The organism is Bacillus sp. FSL M8-0025 (genome assembly GCF_037975475.1).
Taxonomy (GTDB): Bacteria; Bacillota; Bacilli; order Bacillales; family Bacillaceae; genus Bacillus; species Bacillus subtilis.
Window position 1 is genome coordinate 2580663 of record NZ_CP150258.1, and the last position, 24028, is coordinate 2604690.

At 43.4% G+C, this 24028-nt stretch carries 26 protein-coding genes; 3 read left to right on the forward strand and 23 right to left on the reverse strand.

All coding sequences use genetic code 11. The annotated features are described in order from the left end of the window. Nucleotide 1: 1 nt before the first annotated feature. From fatR to MKX38_RS13340, 6 genes are all read right to left on the reverse strand, one after another. A complete protein-coding gene (fatR, locus tag MKX38_RS13315; protein ID WP_339187373.1) occupies nucleotides 2–586 on the reverse strand; it encodes a transcriptional regulator FatR in 585 nt (194 codons plus the stop codon). A 220-nt stretch (nucleotides 587–806) separates the two neighbouring features. Continuing rightward, entirely contained in the window at nucleotides 807–1349 is a 543-nt protein-coding gene (locus MKX38_RS13320; protein WP_339187376.1) for a class I SAM-dependent methyltransferase, read from the reverse strand. Between the two features lie 188 nt (nucleotides 1350–1537). Beyond that, nucleotides 1538–1696, reverse strand: coding sequence for a hypothetical protein (locus MKX38_RS13325; RefSeq protein WP_003229817.1), 159 nt, complete (start codon nucleotides 1694–1696; stop codon nucleotides 1538–1540). A 156-nt stretch (nucleotides 1697–1852) separates the two neighbouring features. Next, complete coding sequence (locus MKX38_RS13330) at nucleotides 1853–2002, reverse strand: YrzI family small protein (protein WP_004399102.1); 150 nt, start codon at nucleotides 2000–2002, stop codon at nucleotides 1853–1855. A 389-nt stretch (nucleotides 2003–2391) separates the two neighbouring features. Continuing rightward, nucleotides 2392–3192: a formate/nitrite transporter family protein gene (locus MKX38_RS13335; RefSeq protein ID WP_003229815.1), complete on the reverse strand. Its 801-nt coding sequence runs from the start codon at nucleotides 3190–3192 to the stop codon at nucleotides 2392–2394. 262 nt (nucleotides 3193–3454) lie between these two features. After that, complete coding sequence (locus MKX38_RS13340; protein ID WP_004398508.1) at nucleotides 3455–3823, reverse strand: DUF2294 domain-containing protein; 369 nt, start codon at nucleotides 3821–3823, stop codon at nucleotides 3455–3457. 315 nt (nucleotides 3824–4138) lie between these two features. On the opposite strand from MKX38_RS13340, the gene fdhF reads away from it, so the two are divergent. Further along, nucleotides 4139–7081, forward strand: a complete 2943-nt coding sequence (gene fdhF / locus MKX38_RS13345; protein WP_339187379.1) for a formate dehydrogenase subunit alpha — start codon at nucleotides 4139–4141, stop codon at nucleotides 7079–7081. Nucleotides 7082–7099: 18 nt separating this feature from the next. Beyond that, on the forward strand, nucleotides 7100–7582 hold the full coding sequence (locus MKX38_RS13350) for a DUF1641 domain-containing protein (RefSeq protein ID WP_003229812.1): 483 nt from the start codon (nucleotides 7100–7102) through the stop codon (nucleotides 7580–7582). A gap of 36 nt (nucleotides 7583–7618) precedes the next feature. On the opposite strand, the gene MKX38_RS13355 is transcribed toward MKX38_RS13350, so the two are convergent. The 5 genes from MKX38_RS13355 to MKX38_RS13375 all read right to left on the reverse strand — a co-directional run bounded on the left by MKX38_RS13355 (nucleotide 7619) and on the right by MKX38_RS13375 (nucleotide 11418). After that, a complete protein-coding gene (locus MKX38_RS13355) occupies nucleotides 7619–7849 on the reverse strand; it encodes a YrhC family protein (RefSeq protein ID WP_003237358.1) in 231 nt (76 codons plus the stop codon). A gap of 82 nt (nucleotides 7850–7931) precedes the next feature. Beyond that, nucleotides 7932–9071, reverse strand: a complete 1140-nt coding sequence (locus MKX38_RS13360; RefSeq protein WP_017696065.1) for a bifunctional cystathionine gamma-lyase/homocysteine desulfhydrase — start codon at nucleotides 9069–9071, stop codon at nucleotides 7932–7934. Between the two features lies 1 nt (nucleotide 9072). After that, nucleotides 9073–9996 (reverse strand): O-acetylserine dependent cystathionine beta-synthase, encoded by a 924-nt coding sequence (locus MKX38_RS13365; RefSeq protein WP_339187381.1) that lies wholly within the window; start codon nucleotides 9994–9996, stop codon nucleotides 9073–9075. A 64-nt stretch (nucleotides 9997–10060) separates the two neighbouring features. After that, nucleotides 10061–10756 (reverse strand): 5'-methylthioadenosine/S-adenosylhomocysteine nucleosidase, encoded by a 696-nt coding sequence (mtnN, locus tag MKX38_RS13370; RefSeq protein WP_009967881.1) that lies wholly within the window; start codon nucleotides 10754–10756, stop codon nucleotides 10061–10063. 20 nt (nucleotides 10757–10776) lie between these two features. Then, complete coding sequence (locus MKX38_RS13375; RefSeq protein WP_339187384.1) at nucleotides 10777–11418, reverse strand: class I SAM-dependent methyltransferase; 642 nt, start codon at nucleotides 11416–11418, stop codon at nucleotides 10777–10779. 192 nt (nucleotides 11419–11610) lie between these two features. Between MKX38_RS13375 and MKX38_RS13380 the strand changes: the two genes are divergently transcribed. Next, nucleotides 11611–11814, forward strand: coding sequence for a YrzA family protein (locus MKX38_RS13380; protein ID WP_014477495.1), 204 nt, complete (start codon nucleotides 11611–11613; stop codon nucleotides 11812–11814). A 36-nt stretch (nucleotides 11815–11850) separates the two neighbouring features. On the opposite strand, the gene MKX38_RS13385 is transcribed toward MKX38_RS13380, so the two are convergent. The 12 genes from MKX38_RS13385 to alaS all read right to left on the reverse strand — a co-directional run bounded on the left by MKX38_RS13385 (nucleotide 11851) and on the right by alaS (nucleotide 23740). Then, nucleotides 11851–12552, reverse strand: coding sequence for a YrrS family protein (locus tag MKX38_RS13385; protein ID WP_003246156.1), 702 nt, complete (start codon nucleotides 12550–12552; stop codon nucleotides 11851–11853). Between the two features lie 64 nt (nucleotides 12553–12616). Further along, the gene (locus MKX38_RS13390; protein ID WP_339187387.1) at nucleotides 12617–14371 is read right to left on the reverse strand and encodes a penicillin-binding protein 2; all 1755 of its coding nucleotides are present in this window, start codon (nucleotides 14369–14371) and stop codon (nucleotides 12617–12619) included. Nucleotides 14372–14424: 53 nt separating this feature from the next. Then, on the reverse strand, nucleotides 14425–14898 hold the full coding sequence (gene greA, locus MKX38_RS13395; protein WP_004399078.1) for a transcription elongation factor GreA: 474 nt from the start codon (nucleotides 14896–14898) through the stop codon (nucleotides 14425–14427). A gap of 250 nt (nucleotides 14899–15148) precedes the next feature. After that, nucleotides 15149–15784, reverse strand: a complete 636-nt coding sequence (gene udk, locus MKX38_RS13400; protein WP_003225916.1) for a uridine kinase — start codon at nucleotides 15782–15784, stop codon at nucleotides 15149–15151. A gap of 6 nt (nucleotides 15785–15790) precedes the next feature. Beyond that, complete coding sequence (locus MKX38_RS13405; protein ID WP_003229802.1) at nucleotides 15791–17059, reverse strand: U32 family peptidase; 1269 nt, start codon at nucleotides 17057–17059, stop codon at nucleotides 15791–15793. 18 nt (nucleotides 17060–17077) lie between these two features. Further along, nucleotides 17078–18007: a peptidase U32 family protein gene (locus MKX38_RS13410; RefSeq protein WP_336153996.1), complete on the reverse strand. Its 930-nt coding sequence runs from the start codon at nucleotides 18005–18007 to the stop codon at nucleotides 17078–17080. Nucleotides 18008–18012: 5 nt separating this feature from the next. Beyond that, nucleotides 18013–18666: an O-methyltransferase gene (locus MKX38_RS13415; protein WP_339187390.1), complete on the reverse strand. Its 654-nt coding sequence runs from the start codon at nucleotides 18664–18666 to the stop codon at nucleotides 18013–18015. Between the two features lie 151 nt (nucleotides 18667–18817). Next, nucleotides 18818–19900 (reverse strand): endolytic transglycosylase MltG, encoded by a 1083-nt coding sequence (mltG, locus tag MKX38_RS13420; protein WP_339187393.1) that lies wholly within the window; start codon nucleotides 19898–19900, stop codon nucleotides 18818–18820. A gap of 129 nt (nucleotides 19901–20029) precedes the next feature. Beyond that, entirely contained in the window at nucleotides 20030–20311 is a 282-nt protein-coding gene (locus tag MKX38_RS13425) for a DUF1292 domain-containing protein (RefSeq protein WP_003246199.1), read from the reverse strand. 17 nt (nucleotides 20312–20328) lie between these two features. Further along, a complete protein-coding gene (ruvX, locus tag MKX38_RS13430; protein ID WP_003229795.1) occupies nucleotides 20329–20745 on the reverse strand; it encodes a Holliday junction resolvase RuvX in 417 nt (138 codons plus the stop codon). A 7-nt stretch (nucleotides 20746–20752) separates the two neighbouring features. After that, nucleotides 20753–21019: an IreB family regulatory phosphoprotein gene (locus tag MKX38_RS13435; protein WP_003225903.1), complete on the reverse strand. Its 267-nt coding sequence runs from the start codon at nucleotides 21017–21019 to the stop codon at nucleotides 20753–20755. An 84-nt stretch (nucleotides 21020–21103) separates the two neighbouring features. Then, nucleotides 21104–23740: an alanine--tRNA ligase gene (gene alaS / locus MKX38_RS13440; RefSeq protein WP_046160680.1), complete on the reverse strand. Its 2637-nt coding sequence runs from the start codon at nucleotides 23738–23740 to the stop codon at nucleotides 21104–21106. Nucleotides 23741–24028: the final 288 nt, after the last annotated feature.

Below are 24028 nucleotides of genomic sequence, written 5' to 3' on the forward strand. Positions count from 1 at the left end.
CTTATTTTTGTGATGAATGAAGCTTAATGGCGTCCCAGCAGCATTGTTCCAATTCAGTAATTAAATCAGTGTCCATCTCTATATCACCTGTTTGAACGAGCTGATATATCTTGAGAAACGCCCCTAATACAATCGCAATTAACACATTAGAGGGCAGGCTGCGAATCACGCCTTCCGCTTTTCCCTTATTAAAATAGTCATCAAGCATTTGAGTCAGATTTTCTATCATTTTTTTGCTTGTGTGATTTAAGTAATGAGCATCTTTTTTGGTTTCAAGAAAAAAAAGCGCATAGTCGCTCTCTTTCGTAAACTGAACGAGACAGCAAAATACGTGGTGAAAGCCTTCTCTGACAGGCAATTCTGAAACGTCTTGCTTCAGTTTTTCCGTAAATCGCTGGATGCTTTCTTGAAACAGCACGTTTACGAGTGTTTCTTTGCTGTCAAAATAACGATAGATCGTTCCTGTCCCTACATGAGCACGATCAGCTATCATAGGAATAGTGGTAGCGTCAAAACCCCTTTCCGTAAAAAGTGAGACCGACGCTTTCATAATCATGTCGTATTTACTGCTGGATGCGGATAGCATATAATGTTACAACCTCCGATTCGTTGCGGAATGAATATTCATTCCTTTTGTTCACAAAGAATGTCTGCCCTGTCTGAAATCACCTCTTTGTTCTTTCTTCTGTTATAAGTTTATATGAAAAAAACTTTTTTTAATATAAAGTATATGCAAAAAATAAAAAATTAAGAAAATATACCCAATCCTAAAGCGAGGATCTTGTATATATTTCCCGAGAAATTTTTTATTTAACAGCCACAATACATAGACAGGAATCACGCCGGATAACAGAAAGATCCCTGAAATGCTGGTCTTTCAGCAGTTGAATATACGTTTTCTCTTTTTCACCGGTCTTTGTGTCAATACTGATATAAAACCGGCCGTCAATTTGAAGCACCCTGTAAATTTCTCTTAATGCAAGCCTAATATCGGTGCAGCTTTGAACCGTATGTAAAGAAAAGACTTTATTAAAGGTACGGTCATCAAAGGGAATGTCCTCTGGATAGCCATGAAAAACCTCCCCGTTCCCCATGTTCTTTCGATTCGCACGTGATATCTGTCTTACCTTTCGTTTTGAAGGATCAATGCTTTTTAGGCTACCCTTTTTTAGTTTCTTGGTTATGCTTTTAAAGACAGTGCCGTTTCCAATTCCAATTTCTAAAATTCTGTCATTTTCTTGTATATCTATAGAGTCAATCATCATATGCTCAATTGTTTTGGTTAGCTTATATTTCCGAGAAAATAATTTCCAAAAATCCGATCGTTTATAGAGTCTATTTTCTAGCATTTTAAACACCTGCTTTTGGTTTCCTATGTTTATTTATTATCTTAAAAAAATAAACATCATCTTCATTTCTAAAAGTGAAGGAAGGTACCAACTAGACGGCAATGTATTGAAAAATGTTTCAATAGAACTAAACTTTTTCATTTTTTTCCGAAAAAAAAGCAGAAAACATAATGTTTTCTGCCCTCTTTCTAATGCCAATGATAAGGGAATACATACAGCCTTTGCTGCTGCATTGCCATCAGCCTCTGCTGTCGGAATGGATTTCCATAACCATGTTTGAAGGAATGCGGCATGGACGCATAACCATGGCCAATCGACGGCAGTCTTTTTTGATAATCGTTCATCATGCCATCACCTGCCTCACAATAACGTTGATTTACTATATGCAGGCGCGCATTTTCTTGACAGCTATTTCGCTAAACTTGGTCCTTCTCCATTGTATAATGCATCAATAATTCTCTTCTAAGCATATGCCATTCCCCCTTCAGTTTTTTTCGTTGCTTTTAGCGCCAGTTCGTTAAATAAAGATGCTTTAACTGAGACTCTTTCATTTCATCATAAATCTGCTCAATCTGCTGTTCTCGTTCGAATTCTTCCAGGCTTTTAAACCGTTTTTTAATCGTTAACGTTAAAAAGAATAGGTTAATCGTCATATCGCTCACCCCCTTTCAAAGTCCGCATCAAGCGAAATAACCCGCGGCACAACCCTTCTGCCGCGGGCAAATAAAAACCGCAGACAAAAGAAGACACCAATGCCTCTACTGCCTGCGGGGAGTTGCGTATGTCCGACTATTCCGAATTTAATGCGTGCGATAAGCATCGGTTAAGGAAGGACACGAACTCTTCCACAGGCTGAATAAACCATGAACTTTTACATGTGTATCACGTACAGGTTGACGTCGTTGTCTCATTGTCATTTTGGTTCAGCCTCCTTTGCTTTTTTCTTACTTTGTAAGTATATCCACCAAATTCCATTTTGTAAACATCTTTTTCTAAAAATGGACGGAAATTGTGCAAATCATCGAATGGATTTGCCCGTTGGTCATGACACCTGCTTCATTTCTTTTCTGGAGCGGTCTTTCTTATGATATGCAATAAAATAAATGAGACCGACAAATACAGCTCCGCCGATGACATTACCGATAAAAGCCGGAATGATGTTTCCGATGAACTGCCCCCACGTGAATGAGCCTGCAAAAATGGCAGCAGGAATCACAAACATGTTGGCGACAACGTGCTGAAATCCGATAGCCACAAAAGCCATGATTGGGAACCAGATGCCAAGGATTTTTCCTGCTGCGTCTTGGGCGCCGAAAGAAAGCCACACTGCAAGACATACAAGCCAGTTACAGCCGATGGCGGAAATGAGAACCTTGCCAAAGCTCATATCAAGCTTTCCTTGGGCAACGGCAATCGTTTTTTCTAAATAAGGACCTGTTTCAGTCAATCCAACCAAATGCCCGAAAAAGTAAGCAACAAACAATGCGCCGATTAAGTTCATAATTGTGACGATTCCCCAGTTAATCGCTAACTCTTTTACTGATATTTTTCTCGAAAATAACGCCATCGCAACTGACATCATATTGCCTGTGATCAGTTCAGCGCCAGCGAGAACGACAAGGATCAGGCCGACTGGAAATACTGCTGCACCAATCAAACTGGACAGGCTCCCCCATTCTTTCGGAAGATCGCCAATTACCCTGATATCAAGCAAATACCCAAGCGCGATAAATGCACCGCCTAAAAACCCCAGCACAAGCAGTGACGGCAGCGGGAGCTTTATTTTTTTCATCCCTGCTTCAATTGCTGCTTCCGCTATTTCATCCGGTTTTCGAAAAGCCATAATAAAACGCCTCCATTACTTCTTCTTTTCTCACAGTTATGCAAGAAAGGCAATAAAAAAGGCAGCACTCAAATAACCTGTGTCAAACCAGGCGTTTGAATGCTGCCTAACTTGTATGCATACCCATACAACAATATCAAGCAGTATATAAGATATTGAAAGAGAATATATACAGTTCGTGCATACATTCCATTGCTTTAGCCTTCTATAACTGTAGCAACATCATATCAAATGTGACAAATTTGTGTCAATGACAAATATACTAGCTTTGCAGAGCTTCTTTTTGCTCATCTATTTTTCGGTCAAAAACAAATACAGATACAGCGATGTTTTCCTCAATTTTAATATCAGAAAACAAATGGACTAGCTTAGCTCCCATAAGTTCCTCCATTCCTTCCGGTGTTTGTTTGGAATAAAGGTCTTGAATTAGGCTTGTCCGGGCCGCATGTACCATCTCTCTTCCTTCAGGCGTGCGGGCAATAAACTGCTCGCTTGCACTCAGATTTCCGTATAGTGTTGAAACTGCCATGTTTTCTACAAATACAGTATGAATTCTCTCAGGCCCTTTTCCGAACAATTCTTTGCGAAGTTTTCGAATAATATCATTGAATTCATGAATTTTTTTAGACATGCTGATTACCCCTTCCGATATTGCCTTATAAAGGCTTTTCCCGGTTCCCCTCAGGACATTTCACTTGGTTAAAATTTTCCTGCCATATTGTATTATAATAAATATCACATTATAATAAAAGCAGTGTTGATGGATTTGTAATAGGATCTTGTTATGAGTCTATCGTTTTATAAAAATCAAGGATTGGTCTGTTAGTAAGACTTGCTAGTGAACTATTCCGCCATGTGTGTTTACACCTTCTTAGAATTAAGGGCAGGTGTATCTATACATGGCTTTTTTTGACTTCTTGAAAGAAAGATGGAGGGGAATATGAATATGATGGACGTTAAGTCGATCAGTGTCCGTGTAGACGGAACAGAAATTCAAGCACGAGCAGGGGCCACAATTTTAGATATTTTAAATGAAAACGGAATTGAGTACCCGCAGATTTGCCACGTACCAGAGGTTGACCCGATTCAAACTTGTGATACTTGCATAGTAGAGGCAAACGGCAAGCTGGTTCGTTCATGCGCGACGGTTGCAGAAAACGGGATGTCTATTGATCTTTCAGGAAATCGAGTGAAAGAAGCGCAAACCGAAGCGATGGACCGCCTTCTTGAAAACCATTTGCTGTATTGTACAGTTTGCGATAACAACAATGGAAACTGTACGCTGCATAATACAGCGGAAATGATGGGGATCGAGCATCAAAAATACCCATACACGCCAAAAGAAGATCCTTCTTGCGCGGTTGATATGTCTCATCCTTTTTACCGCTATGATCCAAACCAATGTATTGCCTGCGGCCAGTGTGTTGAGGTCTGTCAAAACCTTCAGGTAAATGAAACACTCTCAATCGACTGGGAACGCGAACGCCCTCGCGTCATTTGGGATGAGGGAGTTCCGATCAATGAATCTTCCTGTGTCAGCTGCGGTCAGTGTGTCACAGTATGTCCATGTAATGCACTGATGGAAAAATCAATGCTCGGGCAGGCTGGTTTTATGACAGGCATTAAAGAGGACGTCATGGAACCGATGATTGATCTCGTGAAAAATGTTGAACCGGGGTATGGCAGCATTTTTGCCATTTCTGAAGTCGAAGCGGCAATGCGTGAAACAAGAACGAAAAAAACGAAAACTGTATGTACGTTCTGCGGTGTCGGGTGTTCATTTGAAGTATGGACAAAAGGACGGGATATTTTAAAGATCCAGCCTGTTTCTGATGCCCCGGTTAACGCGATTTCCACATGTGTCAAAGGGAAATTCGGCTGGGATTTCGTCAATTCAAAAGAACGGATCACAAAGCCTTTAATCCGTAAAAACGGAGCCTTTGTGGAATCTTCTTGGGAAGAAGCCCTCGATCTTGTCGCAAGCAGATTAGGATCAATTAAAGAGCAGTACGGTAAAGGCTCTGTCGGGTTTATTTCTTCTTCTAAAATTACGAATGAAGAAAACTACGTCATTCAAAAACTAGCGCGTCAGGTATTTGAAACAAACAACGTCGATAACTGCTCACGCTACTGCCAGTCTCCTGCTACAGACGGATTGTTCCGCACTGTCGGCATGGGCGGTGACGCCGGCACGATTAAAGATATTGCCAAAGCAGGCCTGGTCATCATTGTCGGTGCCAATCCGGCGGAAGGACACCCAGTGCTCGCAACACGCGTCAAACGGGCACACAAGCTCCACGGTCAAAAACTGATTGTTGCTGACCTGCGTAAAAATGAGATGGCTGAGCGATCCGATCTGTTCATCAGCCCTAAACAAGGCACAGACCAAGTTTGGCTGATGGCTGTTACGAAATATATGATCGACCAAGGCTGGCACGATCAGGCGTTTATTGATGAGAACGTCAATTACTTTGAAGATTATAAAGAAACTCTTAAAACGTATACGCTTGATTATGCAGAACGCATCACAGGCCTTTCAAAAGAAAACATCATTCAAATTGCTGAAATGATTCGTGATGCTGACGGCACTTGTGTCCTTTGGGGAATGGGTGTCACACAAAATACAGGCGGTTCTGATACATCAGCAGCCATTTCAAACCTGCTTCTCGCTACGGGCAACTATCGCCGTCCAGGTGCCGGCGCTTATCCTCTGCGCGGACACAATAACGTGCAAGGCGCATGTGATATGGGAACTTTGCCTGGCTGGCTGCCGGGATATCAGCATATTACAGATGATAAAGCTCGCGCTAAATTTGAAGAGGCATATGGTGTCGAGATTGATGGAAAGCCTGGTTTAGATAATATTCAAATGCTTCATGCCATTGAAGAAGGAAAAATGAAAGCTATGTATCTTGTCGGTGAGGATATGGCACTGGTCGATTCAAACGCGAACCATGTGCATGATATTTTATCAAGCCTTGATTTTTTCGTGGTACAGGACATCTTCCTGTCAAGAACAGCTCAATATGCTGATGTCGTCTTGCCGGCCACTCCTTCACTTGAAAAAGACGGAACATTTACCAACACAGAACGCCGTGTCCAGCGATTGTATCAGGCGCTTCCGACGCTTGGTGACGCAAAACCGGACTGGTGGATTATTCAAGAGGTGGCAAACCGTTTAGGAGCGAAATGGAATTACAGCCATCCAAGTGACATTTTCTCTGAAATGGCGAGCCTTTCTCCTCTGTTTGCCAAAGCAAGCTATGAGGTGCTTGAAGGCTGGAACAGCTTCCTATGGGGCAGCTTCACAGGTGAAAGCACACCGCTTCTGTATGAAGACGGATTTAATTTCCCTGACAAAAAAGCCCGCTTTGCCCTTTCTGATTGGACCGAGCCAGCGGCATTTCCGGAGGAATATGACCTTCATATCAATAACGGCCGGATGCTGGAGCATTTCCACGAAGGAAACATGACAAATAAATCGAAAGGCATCCAAGCGAAAGTGCCGAATGTATTCGTTGAGATCTCACCTGAGCTTGCACAAGAGCGAGGTGTTTGTGACGGTTCGCTTGTACGGCTCGTTTCTCCGTTCGGAGCAGTCAAATTGAACGCGCTGATCACAGACCGGGTACGGAAAAATGAACTCTATCTGCCAATGAACTCGACAGACAAGGAGTCAGCGATTAACTTCTTGACGGGCCCTGCAGCTGATAAACGGACGAACACGCCTGCTTATAAACAGACAAAGGTCCGCATGGAAGTGCTTGGCGGCTGCGAAACAGCGCCGCTTCCAAAAACAAATCCGCGCAACAAAAAACGGCATCCGCAAAACGGAGTCGAAGCAGAAAGAAAATGGAACCGTCCTGGCTATGTCCATCTGACTGATTAAACGATAGGAGGAAAACGAATGGCCACTCCGATTACGACGATCAAAAAAGAAACAAAAACAGCCGAGCAAATTAAGCTTGAAAAAATAGAAGAACTGAAAGAGCTGCTGGCGGAAAATGAGGACGCCGTCTCTAAAACGATGACGTTAATGAATGAACTCAATGATCTTGGAATTTTTGACGCGGCAACAAGCATGCTCAGAGCGAAGGAAGACATTGCCAAGATTGCGCTTGGCCAAGTTTCCCGCGAGCCTGTCACCAACCTCATCAACACGATGATGGCCGCCGGAGGCGCATTGACAAAAGCCGATCCTGAGTTTACAGCAAAGCTTTTAGAAAGCGTAATGGCTGGGACTGAACAGGCACAAAGCTTTTTAAAAGAAGACAAGAAAGTTGGGGTTCTCGACCTGTTAAAAGCAATGAACGACCCTGACATCAACAGAGCCGTCGGCTTCGGCCTTCAGTTTTTAAAAGGCATGGGAAAAGAACTTCGAGAACAATAACAGAAAAACAGCCATCGCTTGATGATGGCTGTTTTTTTATTCGTCGGCTTCTTCCAAACGCTTCTTGTAAATAAGTGAACGGTCAGCGCAAAAGAAGGCACCGGCTAAAAATACGCAATCCGCTAAAAACATCGTCGATTTCTGGCCTAATGTTAAGCCTTGATCAGGGAGAACTGCGCCTATATATAAAAAAGTGCTGACTGCAAGCAATGTAAAAGCAAAATGCTTGTAGTCTTCTTTTAAAGATTTCATTCTATTTTTGTTCAAAAGAATCACCTGCCAGATTCATAGTATACGACTATTATAATATAATCCGGCGGCTTACAGAGAAAGTAATTCTATCCATTTGTTATATATTTTCAAGCGCTTGGCCGATATCTTCCAACAAGTCTTCCGCATCTTCAATTCCTACAGAAATTCTGATCAAGCCGTCCGTAATGCCGAGCTCAAGCCGGCGTTCTCTCGGAATAGAGGCATGTGTCATTCTTGCAGGAACAGAAATTAAGCTTTCAACCGCCCCCAGGCTTTCAGCAATGGTAAACAGTTTCAGATTTCCTAAAAACGCATCAACCCGTTCTTCACTGCCAATATCAAAGGAGATCATGCCGCCGAAGCCCGATCCTTGCGTTTTTGCAAGCTCATGTCCGGGATGATTTGAAGAACCAGGGTAATATAACGTTTGGACAGCAGGGTGATTCTCAAGAAAGCTTGCGATTTTCCGCGCATTTTGATCGATCGCTTCCATTCTGAGTCCCAACGTTTTGATTCCTCTCATTAACAGCCAGGAATCTTGAGGGCCAAGCACGCCGCCTGTGGAGTTTTGCACAAAATGCAGCTCTTCTCCAAGCTCTTTCGAAGCTGTCACAACTAAACCTCCGACGACATCACTGTGTCCGCCAAGATATTTTGTCGCACTGTGAAGTACGATATCAGCGCCTAAAGTAAGCGGCTGCTGAAAATAAGGAGTGTTAAAGGTATTGTCTACGATAAGCAGAACACCCGCTTTTTTTGCGATATCAGCCATGAGCGTCAGGTCGGTGATTTTGAGCAACGGGTTTGTCGGTGTTTCAATATAAATGGCTTTTGTATTAGGGCGAATCGCTTTTTCAACTTCTTCCCTGCTGCTCGTATCAACAAATGTTGATTCAATGCCAAGACGGTTAAGCACCTTTGTCATCACGCGATATGTTCCGCCGTACACATCATCAGTCAACACGACATGATCTCCGCTGTTAAACAGCATCATAACCGCTGTAATGGCAGCCATTCCTGAGCTGAACGCATAGCCTGCTTCCCCGCTTTCCAGTTCTGTCACAAGTGCTTCGAGAGCGGTTCGAGTCGGATTGGCCGTTCTTGAATACTCGTAGCCTGTATGCTGTCCTGCTTTCGGCTGCTTGTACGTGCTGACTTGATAAATGGGCACGGAAACTGCGCCTGTTTTCTCATCACCTGTGATTCCGCCATGTATCATCAATGTTTTTTTCTTCATATCAGATGCCTCCTTCGTATATTTGTTTGCTGATATATCGATCGCTGCTGTCAGGAAATACTGTGACAATGTTAGTTCCAGCGGATGCTTTTTTCGCTTCCTCCAATGCCGCATAAAGCGCTGCACCTGAAGAGCTTCCGATCAGCAGGCCTTCTTTTTCTGCCGCTTCTTTCACAAGTCTAAACGCATTCTCATCCGTTACGGTGTAGATCTCGTCAAAGTGGTTCTTATTCATATAATCGGGGATAAACTCCATGCCGATGCCTTCTGTTTTATGAGCGTGAGGCTCTCCTCCGTTTAAAATCGAGCCCTCCGGTTCAACAATCACCGTTTTGACTGCTGAATTTTTTTCTTTTAAGAAGGAAGCTGTTCCTGCGAACGTGCCCCCTGATCCTGCCCCTGCGACAAATGTATGAATATTCCCGTCAAGCGCTTCCCACATTTCAGGTCCAAGCGTCTTATAGTAAGTCGATGGATTTACTCGGTTTTTAAATTGCAAAACGCAATAAGAATTTTCAATTTCAGTCTCCAGCTGAATGGCTTTTTGAATGGCGCCCTGCATTCCGTCTTGACGCGGTGTATGAATGATTGATGCGCCAAGCGCTTGCATAATTTGCTGTTTCTCTCTGCTGAAATGTTCAGGGACACAGAAAATCGCTTTCAGCCCATATTTTCTGGCACTCAGCGCAAGGCCGATCCCTGTATTGCCTGCCGTAGCTTCTATAATCACTCCGCCGGGTTTCACCTTGCCTGAATCGAGTGCGTCACGAATCAGCATATCTCCCAGTCTGTCTTTGATGCTTCCCCCTGGATTCATCATTTCAAGCTTGGCATACACCGCGACTCCTTCTGGAACATCAAAGTTCTTCAAGCGGAGAAGCGGTGTATTCCCAATCAGCTCGGTAATGTCCGTAATCACTGTCATATATGTCCTCCTCCTTAATAGAGGTTGTTTTTAGAGAAAAACGGAGGAGAACGTTCTCCCCGTTTTAATGAATTCGTTTGATCACCTTTAACACAAGCTCTGTTGAATGGACAGCCGCCTGCTCTAAAAATTGGTCAAATGAAACATGTGATTCTTTTCCTGCGATATCAGACAACGCTCTGATGACGACAAACGGCGTTTTAAATTGATGGCACACTTGAGCCACTGCCGCAGCCTCCATTTCAACTGCGTACAGATCAGAAAATCTCGCACGCACCTCTTCAACCCGCTTCGGATCGTTCATGAAAGAATCGCCTGTTGCAATCGTTCCTTTTGCAACCTGAATGCCGTCGAGTTCAGATACCGCTTCTTCAGTGATGCTGATCAGCTTTTCATCCGCCGCATAAGCAGCCGGAAGACCCGGCACTTGGCCGTATTCATAGTCAAAAGCCGTTACGTCTACATCATGGTGGCGAACGTCAGTAGAAATAACGACATCCCCTACATTCAATGTATGATGAAATCCGCCGGCTGAGCCTGTGTTAATGACATAATCAGGCTTGTAACGGTCAAGCAGAAGCGTCGTGCTGATCGCAGCATTTACTTTTCCAATTCCTGATTTTAAAAGAATCACTTCAGTTCCTTCGTATTCGCCTGTTGTAAATTCACAGTGTGCGATCGTTTCTGTTTTTGCATTTTCAAGTTTGTTTCTTAGGATGGTAACTTCCTCTTCCATTGCTCCGATGACTGCTAGTCTCATCTATTCACATTCCCTTCACTTTACCGTTTGATCGCCTCCATTATCCACACGAAGTCGTTTTGCTGAGTGAATCGGACTGCAAAACCTTCAGCTGTAAACATTTCTTTCAACGCATCCAATGTAGGATAATGCTCTGTCTCTAAATCATTTGCAAGCTGATAAAAGCCTTGAGAACGGGCTTTATCGATAGCCTGTTGATACGCTTGCGCATTTTCAAAGACGGTATCGGCAAACACTATTTTATCATGCAAGTGAAGATATTTGCTATATTGCTTTATGGCAGCCCGCTTTTCTTCGTCAGTCAAATGATGAAAAGCATATGAACTGACAATCGTGTCAGCCTGAAATGGCGGCTCAGGGAATGTCAGGAAGTCTCCATCAACGATTTCTGTCCTGCCTGAAAGCTTGTCAGAAGCCAGTTTACGCATTGCTGGAGAAGGTTCGATTCCAAATACAGTTTTGCCTGCATCGAGCAGCTTAGCCGTCAAATTCCCTGTCCCCGGGCCAAATTCTAACACATGCGTTCCAGATTTGCTGACGATGGCATCAAGGATATGATCGTAGCCTCTGAATGCTTCTTTATACTGAATATCTAAACCTTGTACTGTTTGATCATAAGTTGCTGCCCAATCTTCAAAGAGAGGGATAAATTCACGTCCCATATTTGTCACACTCCATATTTAATAATTCCTATAAGCATACTATGAATTAATGATGGAACAGTTCCTATAATACCACATCTTCTGAAAAGCAGGTACTAAAACACTTTGTGTATTTTATGCCATCTCATATTGCGCATTGACCGCAAAAAAGCTTATACTTCATATGACTTGTGAAAGCTGGAGGGTCAAGACATGAATTTTCAATTAGATCTGATTAAAGACAAAGTGGAATTTTTTGAAGCCGCTTCATTGCAGGAGCTTGAAAAGAAAATCAATACACAAATTGAAAACAATAAAGCCATCATGCTCCGGGTGAAATCTGTTTCACACCAAACTGCTGTGGCAGAAGGAAGAATATTGTACAGCGCGGTGGTTCATTTCGCAGCTGAAGCCTAAAACAAAAGCAGCCGGTTGTAACCCGGCTGCTTTTGTTTATTTTAGCTTTTCTACTTTTGTCGGCTTCCAGCCTTTTTCATCGACCCATGTAATCGTGACTTGATATTTATTCCCAGTCGCCTTGTCCAAAATTTTGCCTTTGGCATCCTGAGGGCTGCCGTTATTTCCGAGCCAGAGCACCGTCATGTTATCTGTTGAGACACCAGTTGCGTACGAGATGGCTTTCAGCATCTCAGCCCAGTCTTGTGAGCTTGAATCATAAGTAGCGGCATGCTCGCCAGTCTGCTCAGTTCCGACTGCTTTCCAGTCAGGATTTTCATACGTTTTTTCCACATCGCTCGATGAGCCGCCTTCTGTTACTTTTGCATCTTTAAGCCCGTCACCGGCTGAATCTGAGCTTGAATCTGAATCAGAGTCATCTTTTTTAGAAGAAGAATCATCTTTTTTGGAATCAGAGTCAGAAGACTTCTCAGAATCCTTTTCGCTGTCAGATGTATCTTTCTTGCTGTCTTTTATATCCTCATCCGATTTCTTTTCCGTCTTTCCTGAAGCCGGAGATTCCTGTTTTTGCGCCGTTTCAGAATCCTTGCTGACATCTTTGCTAGAAGGACTGTTAATGAAGAGATTCGCTGCTACTACGACAATTAGTATGGATACGATTGCGATTAAAATGTTAAGCACTAAATTGGCTTTTCTGCGTTTATCACGATTTTCATAACGAGATTGATTATTGCTCAATAATTCTGCACTCCTTTATCCCTCTTGGCTCAGCATATATTTTAACATGTGCTGAGAAGTTGTTCTATTTCTGATTGATTTCAATTTCGTGTACTTTTTTAACAATATCATAAAACACCGAATTTGTCAGAGCCTTATCTCCCGGTGTATCCATGTGTAAAACAACCAGAGCGTATTTCGGCTTATCCGCGGGAAAATATCCGGCAAACCATTTTTCATAGAGCGTTTCCTTCTCTTTTGAAAGCTTGCCTGTTTGGGCTGTGCCCGACTTCCCTGCTACAGTATACGGAAGATCTTGAAACCTTCTGCCCGTTCCAGAAGAAGATTCTACCACCCGCCGCAGTATTTTTTGAAGCTGCTGTGACGTATATCTGTCTATCGTTTCCCCTTTGAGCTTCTGATCTTTAAACGTAACGAGCGTTGTACCGTTCTTATACTCAATTTGTTCGGCAATTTTCACCTGCCGTTTTTCTCCGCCGCGGGCGATTGTCGCCATCATATTGGCTACCTCTAGCGGCGTTACCTTTACATTTTTCTGCCCAATTGCGGTTTGCGCAATGGCTTTTTTGACTGATTTGTCTTTTTCATCCCCCCAAATCACGCCGCTTTTTTCGTTATACAGCTGGCGGAAATCGGTTTCGTGGTACAGTTTTCCCTCCCAGCCTGCCCGATCAGTGAGAGCCAGCTTCTCGGACATATCTTCAATAACCGAGCTGTCTTTTTTCATTAATTGTTCTGCAAGACTCGTAAATGTGTAATTACAGCTTTGTGCAAAACTTTCATCAAAAGACAAGGTTCCTTTGTCGTCCCCCGGTTCCCCGTACAGGTTTAAATTGCAATTAAAGGTTTGACTAGGCTTCACCATATTATTTTCGATTGCAGCTGCGGCAATGACTGTTTTAAAAACTGATCCGGGATAGATTGGCGTCAGCATATAATTTTGAAGTGTGTTTTGCCGGGACACATCCGCATCTGGTTTGCTTACAATTCCCAGAACACTGCTATTTTCGATGTCCAGCAGCACAGCTCCTCCCTTTTTCAGCCCCTGTTCATCCAATACCTCCTCCATCGCTTTTTGAATGCTTTGATCGATCGTTGTTTTGACCTGGAGCGGATAAAATGTATTGGCTTCAGCTGTATATTTGACGTCCATGCCAAACAAAGGGTTTCCTTTTCCGTCCACATGATATAAAAGCTTTGTGTCTTGTTCCGGAAGCAAAAACTCGTCAAATGTCCGTTCTAAACCGGTTGTTCCGATTTCTGTTGTAATCGGAAGGCTTTCCTTGTCAGGATATTTCTTGCGAAGCAGCGCCGGATCTTGGTTCGTGCTCCCTATCGTATGTGAAGCAAGGCTGGGCTTGTCTTCATTCTCCATATATACGCCGTAAATGCCGGGATATTTCAAAGAATTGATTTTTGTGATAGATTGTTTTGAAAGTGTTTTGATTTTCTTTTGCTGCAAAATGACCGGTTTTTTTGCCTTACCTAGTGTCTGGCGCAAATCATCTTCAGACATGCCGAGGATGTCCGCAACTTTTTTGATCGGCCAATCCTGCGTCAGCAGAAAAGGGAACAAAACAACCGCAGGCTCGCTTTGTCCTGTCAGCGCCCGCCCGTTTCGATCTAAAAAAGAGCCTCTTCCATCTGAAATGAGCACTTCCTCCGTCCGCTGTTTCACGCTTTCTTGAATCAAATTAATTTTCTTTTTAGAAAATGATTCTGTGAAAAACAGCTGGATTTCTGCAAGCCTCAGCAGAAGCAGAAAAAATACAATCAAAAAAGCGATGACTGCCAGCTTCATTCGTTTCGATATCTTCATAAAAAAACACCTCACCCACATTGTGGACGAGGTGTTTCGCTGCTAAACAGATATTATGAAATTTTCACAATTTTCACGAGCATTTCTCCGCCCGGTGTTTGTACTGTGACTTCTTCATCTACTTTTTTGCCCAAGAGGCTTTTTGCGATCGGTGAGTCGTTTGAGATTTTCCCTTCAAACGGGTCAGCTTCCGCGCTTCCGACGATCGTATATGATTCTTCATCACCGTCAGGCAGTTCGACGAAAGTGACGGTTTTACCCAAACCGACAACGTTAGAGCCGCCGTCATCTTCAATGATTTTCGCATTGCGAATCATATTTTCAAGAGTCGTCACGCGGCCCTCTACAAATGCCTGCTCTTCTTTCGCTGAATCGTATTCAGAGTTCTCGGAAAGGTCTCCGAAGCTTCTCGCAATTTTGATTCGCTCTACTACTTCTTTTCGTTTAACCGTTTTCAAATATTCTAATTCTTGTTCAAGTTTTTGTTTTCCTTCTGCAGTCATAGGAAAAACTTTCTCTTGTGCCATGTCCCTTCACTCCTTCTGGTTGTCCCTCAACATCTTCGATTATGTATGAGAGCATAAACTAAAAAATACAAGAATGAGAACACAGGGCAGTCCTCGTTCTTCTCTCCCATATAGGTACTGTTTATCTTAAACTGAATCGTGTCGTTCTGCAAATATTTCGCGTTTATAAACAGGGAAAGAAGGGAATTCGCACATTCCCTTCCTGCCTATACATAATATGGTCAGAGTTATTTATGTCTATGCTATGGTATTACAAAATCGCGTTTTGTTCAAGAATGGTTTGAATTTTTGTGACCATCAGATCAATTGCGACGTGATTCTGACCGCCTTCCGGGATAATAATATCAGCGTATCGTTTCGTCGGCTCGACGAATTGGTTATGCATCGGACGGACCACTGACACATATTGTTCAATGACAGAATCAATAGAGCGTCCGCGCTCATTAATATCTCTCATAATCCGTCTGATGATACGCAAGTCAGCGTCCGTATCAACATAAAGCTTGATATCCATCAGATCACGAAGCCTTTTGTCTTCAAGAACAAGAATGCCTTCAAGGATAATAACATCCTTTGGCTCTACGTGAACCGTTTCTTCTGAACGTGTGTGAAGCTTATAGTCATAAATCGGCTTTTCAATCGGGCGGTAATTCAATAGATCCTGAATATGCTCGATTAAATAGTCATTATCAAACGCAAGCGGATGATCATAGTTTGTGTTCAGCCTTTCTTCAAACGGAAGATGGCTTTGGTCTTTATAATAAAGGTCCTGCTGGATCATTAAAATCGAGTGTCCTTTAAATTGTTCATAAATGGACCGTGTGACACTCGTTTTTCCTGAACCGGAACCTCCTGCGATTCCAATGACTACTGGATTCTTACCCATGGGCTGTTACTTCCCCTTTCTCATCATGTTGCTCGGATAAATCTTTTTGTCTAGTTTGAATTTGACAATTTGCAGGGGATGGCGGGCAGCATCTAGCTCATTTCCGTCTTCGTCCCAAATGGTTTCAATCGTATGTGTAAAGTTTTCGATTTCTGGACCGAAAAACTCCACTTCGTCGCCTTTTTTGAAGAAATTGCGCTGCTGAAGCGTGACCATTTGTGTATCTTCATCATAATTCAGCACTAAGCCGACAAAATCATATGTCGTTTTCTTGGCGTGTTCGCCGAACATTTGCTCTTCATAGCCTGGCGTTCCTTCAAAGAAAGCTGTCGCAGTGTCCCTGTTGGCGCACTTATCAAGCTCTTCAAGCCATTCTTTTTGAATCACAAAGTTCTCTGGATCAGCGCAATAAGCATCGATTACTTTGCGGTATACGCTGACAACAGTTGCTACATAGTGAATGGATTTCATGCGGCCTTCAATCTTTAAGCTGTCGATCCCCATTTCAATCATTTTTGGAATGGATTCAATCAGCTTCAAATCTTTCGGGCTCATCGCAAATGGTGCATCTTCTTCACCATACAAAGCAACGGCGTTGGCACCGTCTGTTTGGTAGAGATCATAGTCCCAGCGGCATGACTGGCAGCAGCCTCCGCGGTTGGAATCCCGCGCTGTCATGTGATTGCTCAGCACACAGCGGCCGGAATATGCGATACACATTGCGCCATGAATAAAGGATTCGATTTCGATATCTACCTTTTCTTTCATTTCTCTGATTTCAAGAGCGCTTGTTTCACGAGCCAGCACGACGCGGTCGAGACCTTCTTCCTTCCAGAACTGGACAGCCTTCCAGTTTGAAAGAGACTGCTGTGTGCTCAAGTGAACCTCAACATTCGGCGCCACTCTGCGGCATGTTTCGATAATAAGCGGATCTGCCACAATGATGCCGGCAACGTTGGCGTCTCCAAGCGCTTTTAAATAGTCTTCAAGCCCGTCCATGTTTTCATTATGAGCGAAAATATTCGTTGTTACGTAGATCTTCGCGCCATATTTCTTTGCGAATTCAACGCCTTCTGCAATTTCTTCGATCGTAAAGTTATCGGCATTCGAGCGCAGCCCGTATTCCTGTCCCCCGATAAAGACCGCGTCCGCTCCGTAATGAACAGCGATTTTCAGCTTTTCAAGATTACCCGCAGGTGCGAGAAGCTCCGGCTTTTTCGTAATCACACGCTTTCCATTAACGATTGTGGATATTTTATCATTTACGGCAGTCATAGCTTAACCTCCTTTTGATTAATAAACCGTTTCCTTGAAGAAGAATCCGGTATCAATTTTTCTGTTTGCTGGCTGGATGCTTTCAATGCGTTCGATCCAGTCTTCTTTTTTCGCTTCGTATTCGTCACGGTTTTCCACGCACAAATCAATTGCTTCTCTGTACATTTTGGTGACTTCTATTAGGTATTCAGGCGTTTTCAAAACACCATCGATTTTGAAAGAATCAATTCCGGCATCTATCAATTCCTCGAGCTCATCAATGATGCACACATCGTTCGGGCTCATGATGTGAGTGCCGTTTTCATCTTCGAAAATCGGATATTTATTATCGCGTTCTTTATCGTGTAAAAACATGCCTGATTCTTTTTTCTTTCTTTCAATGTCCATGACTTTGCCCTGATATTCAAAATAGTTTCCAATCAAAGAACGCTTCGATTGGAACATGCACGTCATTCCATGCACCTGGATTTCAATTTCGACTTCAGCATTTTCTTTAATCTCAACAATGCTGTCCATGTTTAATTCTCTGGCAAGCACAGAACGCGCCGCACCCTTGCGTCCCCAGTAGTTGCATGTATAATAGTTGGTGCCTGTCGTTTCTGTGCTCCAATGAAGCTTCAGATCAGGCGCAGATTCACGGGCAGCCATCAGCACGGCAGGATCGCCGAATACCGCTGCATCGACACCGGCTTCTGCTAAGAAAGCCAGATATTCGCCAAGCTCACCCACTTTATCGTTATGGAAAATTGCATTTACAGCAACGTATACTTTTGCTCCTTCTTTGTGAGCAATCTCTACGGCTTTTGTTACATCTTCACGAGAAAATTCTCCGGCTAATCTCAAGCCGTATCTCTGTTCCCCAACTAAAAACGCAGTTGCCCCCGCCTGTATGAGCGGCAAAATGTCCGCTGTACTCGTCGGCGTCACTAAGAGCTCTGGTTTTTTCATGACGTTCACCTCTTCTTTTTACTAATCGCAAGTCCGTCCCCGACAGGAATAATCGCAGTTTGATAATCCGGATGATTCATCAGCCAATGATTATATTCATCAATTTTTGCTACAAGCCTGCGCCTTCTCTTCGGTTCTATTTTGCTGTAATCCTCTGCCACCAGACCTTTAAACAGCACGTTGTCTGTTATAATCACCCCGTCCGGTGAAAGCATCGGTTCATATAAATGAAAAAAGTTTTGATACTGACCTTTTGCAGCGTCAATAAAAATGACATCGTAAGGCGCGGTTACATGAACGGCGTCAGCTAATTCAAGCGCATCTCCGTAAAAAACATGAATCCGGTCATCAAGCTGAAAATCCTTGATATTGTTTACCGCTTCTTCATGCCGTTTCTCATTGCGTTCAATTGTATATATTTCAGCAGACGGCAGCTCCAGCGCCATTCGAATGGCAGAATAACCAATGGCCGTTCCGATTTCTAGTATTTTTTTCGGCTGTTTCACAGACAAAATTTGAAGCAGCACCTCCATGCCCGCTTTTTCCATGATCGGGACATGATGTTCTTCTGCATATGCTTCAAGCTTCTTCACGTTATCCGGCCGAGGCTTTAATAATGCTTCTATATAGTCATTTATTTGTTCATACCGGTCAGTCACTACAAACAGCCTCCCGTTCTAAAAAGGAGTGCCCCAGTCTTATGCGCAGGACACTCTCTGAATACATCATAATACATCGGTAAACAACCCGATATATTTTATCATAAAACCTTGCGGAAAGCGAACAAAAGGAGAGCTTTTTGCTCTCCTTTTATTTCTCATTTTTTGAGGAAATGTATTTTTCTTTTGCTTTATTATGCTCTTTTAGCGTTTTTGTAAATACGACCTCACCATTTGATTTGGCCAAGAAATACAGATAGTCCGTTTTATCCGGATGCAGCGCCGCTTCCCATGACGACATGCCGGCATTGGCAATCGGCCCTGGCGTCAGCCCTGTGTTTTTATACGTATTGTATGGTGAATCGATTTCCAGATCCTTATAAAGAACCCGATCTTTATGCTTGCCTGCCGCGTACAGGACAGTCGGATCTGTTTGGAGCGGCATTTTCTTTTTCAGGCGGTTATAAAAGACACTCGCAATTTTATGGCGGTCGGCTTTTTCAGTCGCTTCTTCTTCTATCAAAGAAGCCATTGTCAGCAGCTTATGCACAGAAAGTTTGTTTTTCTTCATTTCTGATTTATATGTTTCCACATAAGAATTTGTCTGCTTAATCATTGCCTTGATAATGTCTTCAAGTGATGTGTCCGGATCGTTAAAAGGGTATGTAGCCGGGAATAGGTACCCTTCAAGCGGGTGCTTAATGTTTTTATTGAAAACATCATTTGTCACAGTGTCCGGGAATTCTTTCTTCAGCTGATTGATAAATGTTTCATCGTCCAGCTTCGCTATGACTTGTTTTTTAGAGTATTTTGTTTCATCAGCAATAGCAGCCGCGATTTGGGTCAGCTGTGCTCCCTCAGTCACTGTGATTTGAAAAGCGTAACCTGTAGCCCCGCTTGTCAGCTTCTGAATAATGGCATCTAAATCCATACCTTTATTCAGATGGTAGAATCCGGCCTGAAACCCGGAAGCACCTTTATATTTCACATAGTACTGAAACGCCTTCTCGCTTTTTATGACATCATTTTTCTTTAATATCGATGCGATGGCTGAAACAGACGAACCGCTCGGAATGTTAATATTAACTGTCGTTTTACTGCCTTTTTCAACAGGTTCAAGCAATGATTTCCCATATAAAAATGCCCCGCCAATGATGAGAAACAGCACAACAATGGAAGACAGTATGATTCTTTTTTTATTAAAAAACGATTTTTTTTGCTGATTGATATACATTAGGTCTCCTCCCATCAGCTCTTATACTACATGATTCATTGTATTTCGGCAATTTATTACAAAAAGAGGCCTGCATAAAGCAGAAAAAAGCCGGAGCAGTATAGCTCCGGCTTTGTTTGGCGCGATGTTTTACTCTTCGTCTTCGTCCGCTAAGAATGTGTTTAATGTTTCTTCGATCATATCCCATTCTTCGTCAGTTTCAATCGGGAATAGCTCACCGTTTTCACCGTCTTCGTTTGGCGTGAAGCTGGAAGCAAGAATTTCTACTTCTTCGTCATCTTTTGATTCGATTGGGTAGTACAAGACATAAGACTTGCCAAACTCTTCGTTTTCAAATGTAAACAGCACTTCACAAAGCTGTTCATTTCCTTGATCGTCAACAATTGTAATATTTTTTTCGCCGTGTTCCATTTTCTTCACCTCTGGCTTTAATTTAAGCTGTCAAGATATCCTTGTAAAATCATAACAGCCGCCATTTTATCAATGACTTTTTTTCGTTTTTGCCTGCTGACGTCAGCTGCAATCAGCATTTTTTCAGCCGCCATTGTGGTAAGACGCTCGTCCCACAGCACAACAGGAACATTGTACGTTGTTTCAAGCACTTTCGCAAATGTTTGGCTGGCTTCGCCTCTCGGGCCGACTGTTCCGTTCATGTTCTTAGGAAAGCCGAGCACGATTTTATCTATAGTATAGTCCTTTATCAGTTCAGATAAACGGGATAAACCATAATCGCCTTCTGCTTCATTTATCTTTATGGTCTCAATGCCTTGAGCAGTCCAGCCCATTTCATCGCTCAGAGCTACACCGAGTGTTTTGGTTCCTAAATCGAGTCCTAATATTCTCATTCTTTATTTACGCCTCTTTATGCTGTTCTAAATAAGACTTTACCAATTCCTCGATTAATTCGTCTCTTTCAAGTTTGCGAATTAAATTGCGAGCGTCACGATGCCTAGGAATATAAGCGGGATCACCTGACAGCAAGTATCCGACAATCTGGTTGATTGGATTGTAGCCCTTTTCCTGAAGCGCGTCATACACTGTAATCAGCACCTCATTTACGTTAGTCTCAGCAGAATCATCGGAGAAATTAAATTTCATCGTTTTATCAAACGAGCTCACCGTTTTGCACCTCTTTCCCAAATTCGCAGGCAAAGTTCAGCCTGGGGTCCTAATCTTACCATCATTCTACACTACATGGGCGAATTATAAAACGGATTTCACCCAATCTTCTACAGAAGCCAAAGCTTCTTCTAATTTTTCCGGCTGTTTACCGCCTGCCTGCGCCATGTCCGGACGGCCTCCGCCGCCTCCGCCGCAAACTTCCGCAGCTTGTTTAACCAGCTTGCCGGCGTGAAGGCCTTTCTCAATGAGGTCCTTTGTGACTCCGGCAGAGATATTAACTTTATCGTTTTGTACCGCACCAAGCACGATCACCGCAGAGCCAAGCTTTGCTTTGAGTTCATCGACCATAGTGCGGAGATGATTCATGTCTTTTGCATTTACTTTTGCCGCAAGCACGTTTACGCCGTCAACTTCTTTTACTTTCGACAGGATTGCTCCTGCTTCCACGTTGCCTAGTTTTGCAAGAAGAGATTCATTTTCTCTTTGTGCATCCTTCAGTTCAGCCTGCAGAGCCGCAACCCGTTTCGGCACTTCTTTGATATTTGTTTTCAGCTCGTCAGCGGTTTGCTTCAATACAGAAATCTGGCTGTTCATTTCGACGTAAGCGCCTTGTCCCGTTACAGCTTCAATCCGTCTTGTGCCTGCTCCGATTCCGGATTCAGAAACGATTTTAAACAAGCCGATTTCTGCTGTATTTCTGACATGGCAGCCGCCGCACAACTCTAAGCTGTAATCTCCAACTTGAACGACACGGACAATATCGCCATATTTCTCGCCGAACAGTGCCATCGCACCCATTTCTTTTGCTTCAGCGATCGGTTTCAAATCAATGCTGACCGGGATGCTCGCCCAGATCTTTTCGTTTACGATTCTTTCAATTTGTTCGAGCTCTTCTTTTGTCACTTGGCCAAAGTGCGAGAAGTCAAAACGAAGACGGTTTTCCGTTACAAGAGAGCCCGCCTGATTGACATGAGTTCCAAGAACATCTTTTAGAGCCTGATGCAATAAATGCGTTGCCGTGTGGTTTTTAATGACGCCGCTTCTCATATGGTCTTCAACTTCAGCCGTAACATGCAGGCCTTTTTGAACAGTACCGCTCTCCACAACACCTTCATGCACATGCTGGCCGTTCGGCGCTTTTTGAACATCTTTAATTCTTACAACTGCCTGCTCGTTTCGGAGATAGCCTTTATCGCCGATTTGGCCGCCGCTTTCTGCATAGAACGGTGTTTCATCAAGAATGATTTGAACGCTTTCTCCTTCATGAGCCTCTTCGATTAATTGGCCGTCCTGAAGAAGCACAATGATATTGGCATCAGCTTTGGTTTGAGAGTAGCCGACAAATGTGCTTTCATCTGTCACGTCGCGCAGTGCGCCGCCCTGCACCTGCATGCTGCCGACATCCTGGCGGGCGTTTCTTGCCCGTTCACGCTGCTGGTTCATTTCCTCCTCAAAGCCCTCATGGTCAACCGTCATGTTCTCGTCTTCTGCGTATTCTTCAGTCAATTCAACCGGGAATCCATACGTATCATACAGTTTGAACACATCAGCACCTGAGATAACGCTGCTGCCCTTGTCTTTTTCTTTTTTGATCATTTCTGACAGGATCGCAAGCCCTTCATTAAGGGTCTCATGGAAGCGTTCTTCCTCGGTTTTAATGACTTTTGCGATGAAATCCGCTTTCTCTTTCACTTCAGGATAGAAATCAGCCATGATTTCTGCGACAACCGGCACTAAATCAAACATGAACGGACGATGGATGTTGATCGTTTTGGCATAACGCACGGCACGGCGTAATAAGCGTCTTAATACATAGCCGCGGCCTTCATTTGACGGCAGCGCACCGTCACTGACAGCAAAGGCAACCGTTCTGATATGGTCAGCAATCACTTTAAACGCAGTGTCTTTCACATTGTCTTTGCCATATGTTTCACCAGAAATCGATTCTGTTGCTTTAATGATCGGAACAAACAAATCGGTGTCAAAGTTTGTCGGAACATTCTGGATGACAGACACCATTCTTTCAAGACCCATGCCTGTATCAATATTTTTCTTTGGAAGCGGTGTGTACGTGCCGTCAGGGTTATGGTTGAACTCTGAGAACACAAGGTTCCATACTTCCAGGTAACGGTCGTTTTCCCCGCCTGGGTAAAGCTCCGGATCTTCTGGATCATTACCGTATGCTTCACCGCGGTCGTAAAAGATTTCCGTATTCGGTCCGCTCGGCCCTTCACCGATATCCCAGAAGTTCCCTTCCAGACGGATAATTCTTTCTTCAGGAATACCGATTTTTTTCGCCCAAAACTCATATGCCTCTTCATCTTCAGGATGAACCGTAACAGAGAGAAGCTCTTTGTCGAAGCCAATCCACTTGTCGCTCGTTAAAAACTCCCAAGCCCATGTAATGGCTTCTTCTTTGAAATAATCGCCGATGGAAAAGTTTCCGAGCATTTCAAAGAAAGTGTGATGGCGCGCAGTTTTACCTACATTTTCTATATCGTTTGTTCTGATCGCTTTTTGAGCGTTTACGATTCTTGGATTTTCCGGCACGACACGGCCGTCAAAATATTTTTTCAGCGTCGCAACACCGCTGTTGATCCAAAGCAGTGAAGGATCCTCATGAGGCACTAATGACGCGCTTGGCTCTACCGCATGTCCTTTTTCTTTAAAGAAATCCAAAAACATTTGACGCACTTCCGCAGAAGTTAAGTGTTTCATTGTATTTCCTCCTCTATAAAAATCGAAATTCTCTTCAGTGACAGCAAAAAAGCCCTCCCCCTATGCAAACCAACGTTTACACAGGGACGAGAGCTGTCTCGCGGTACCACCCTGATTACGGGCATTCATGCGCCCGTCACCTTTAACCCTGTAACGCAGGATAAGCGGCAGTGATTAACTGCACTCAGGATTAGCTTCCTCCGATCTTCTGATAAAGCTCCTTTCAGCTTATGGAGCTTCTCTCTTTAACAGGGCTTCGGCGTACTCAGATCCGTCACTCGAGATTCG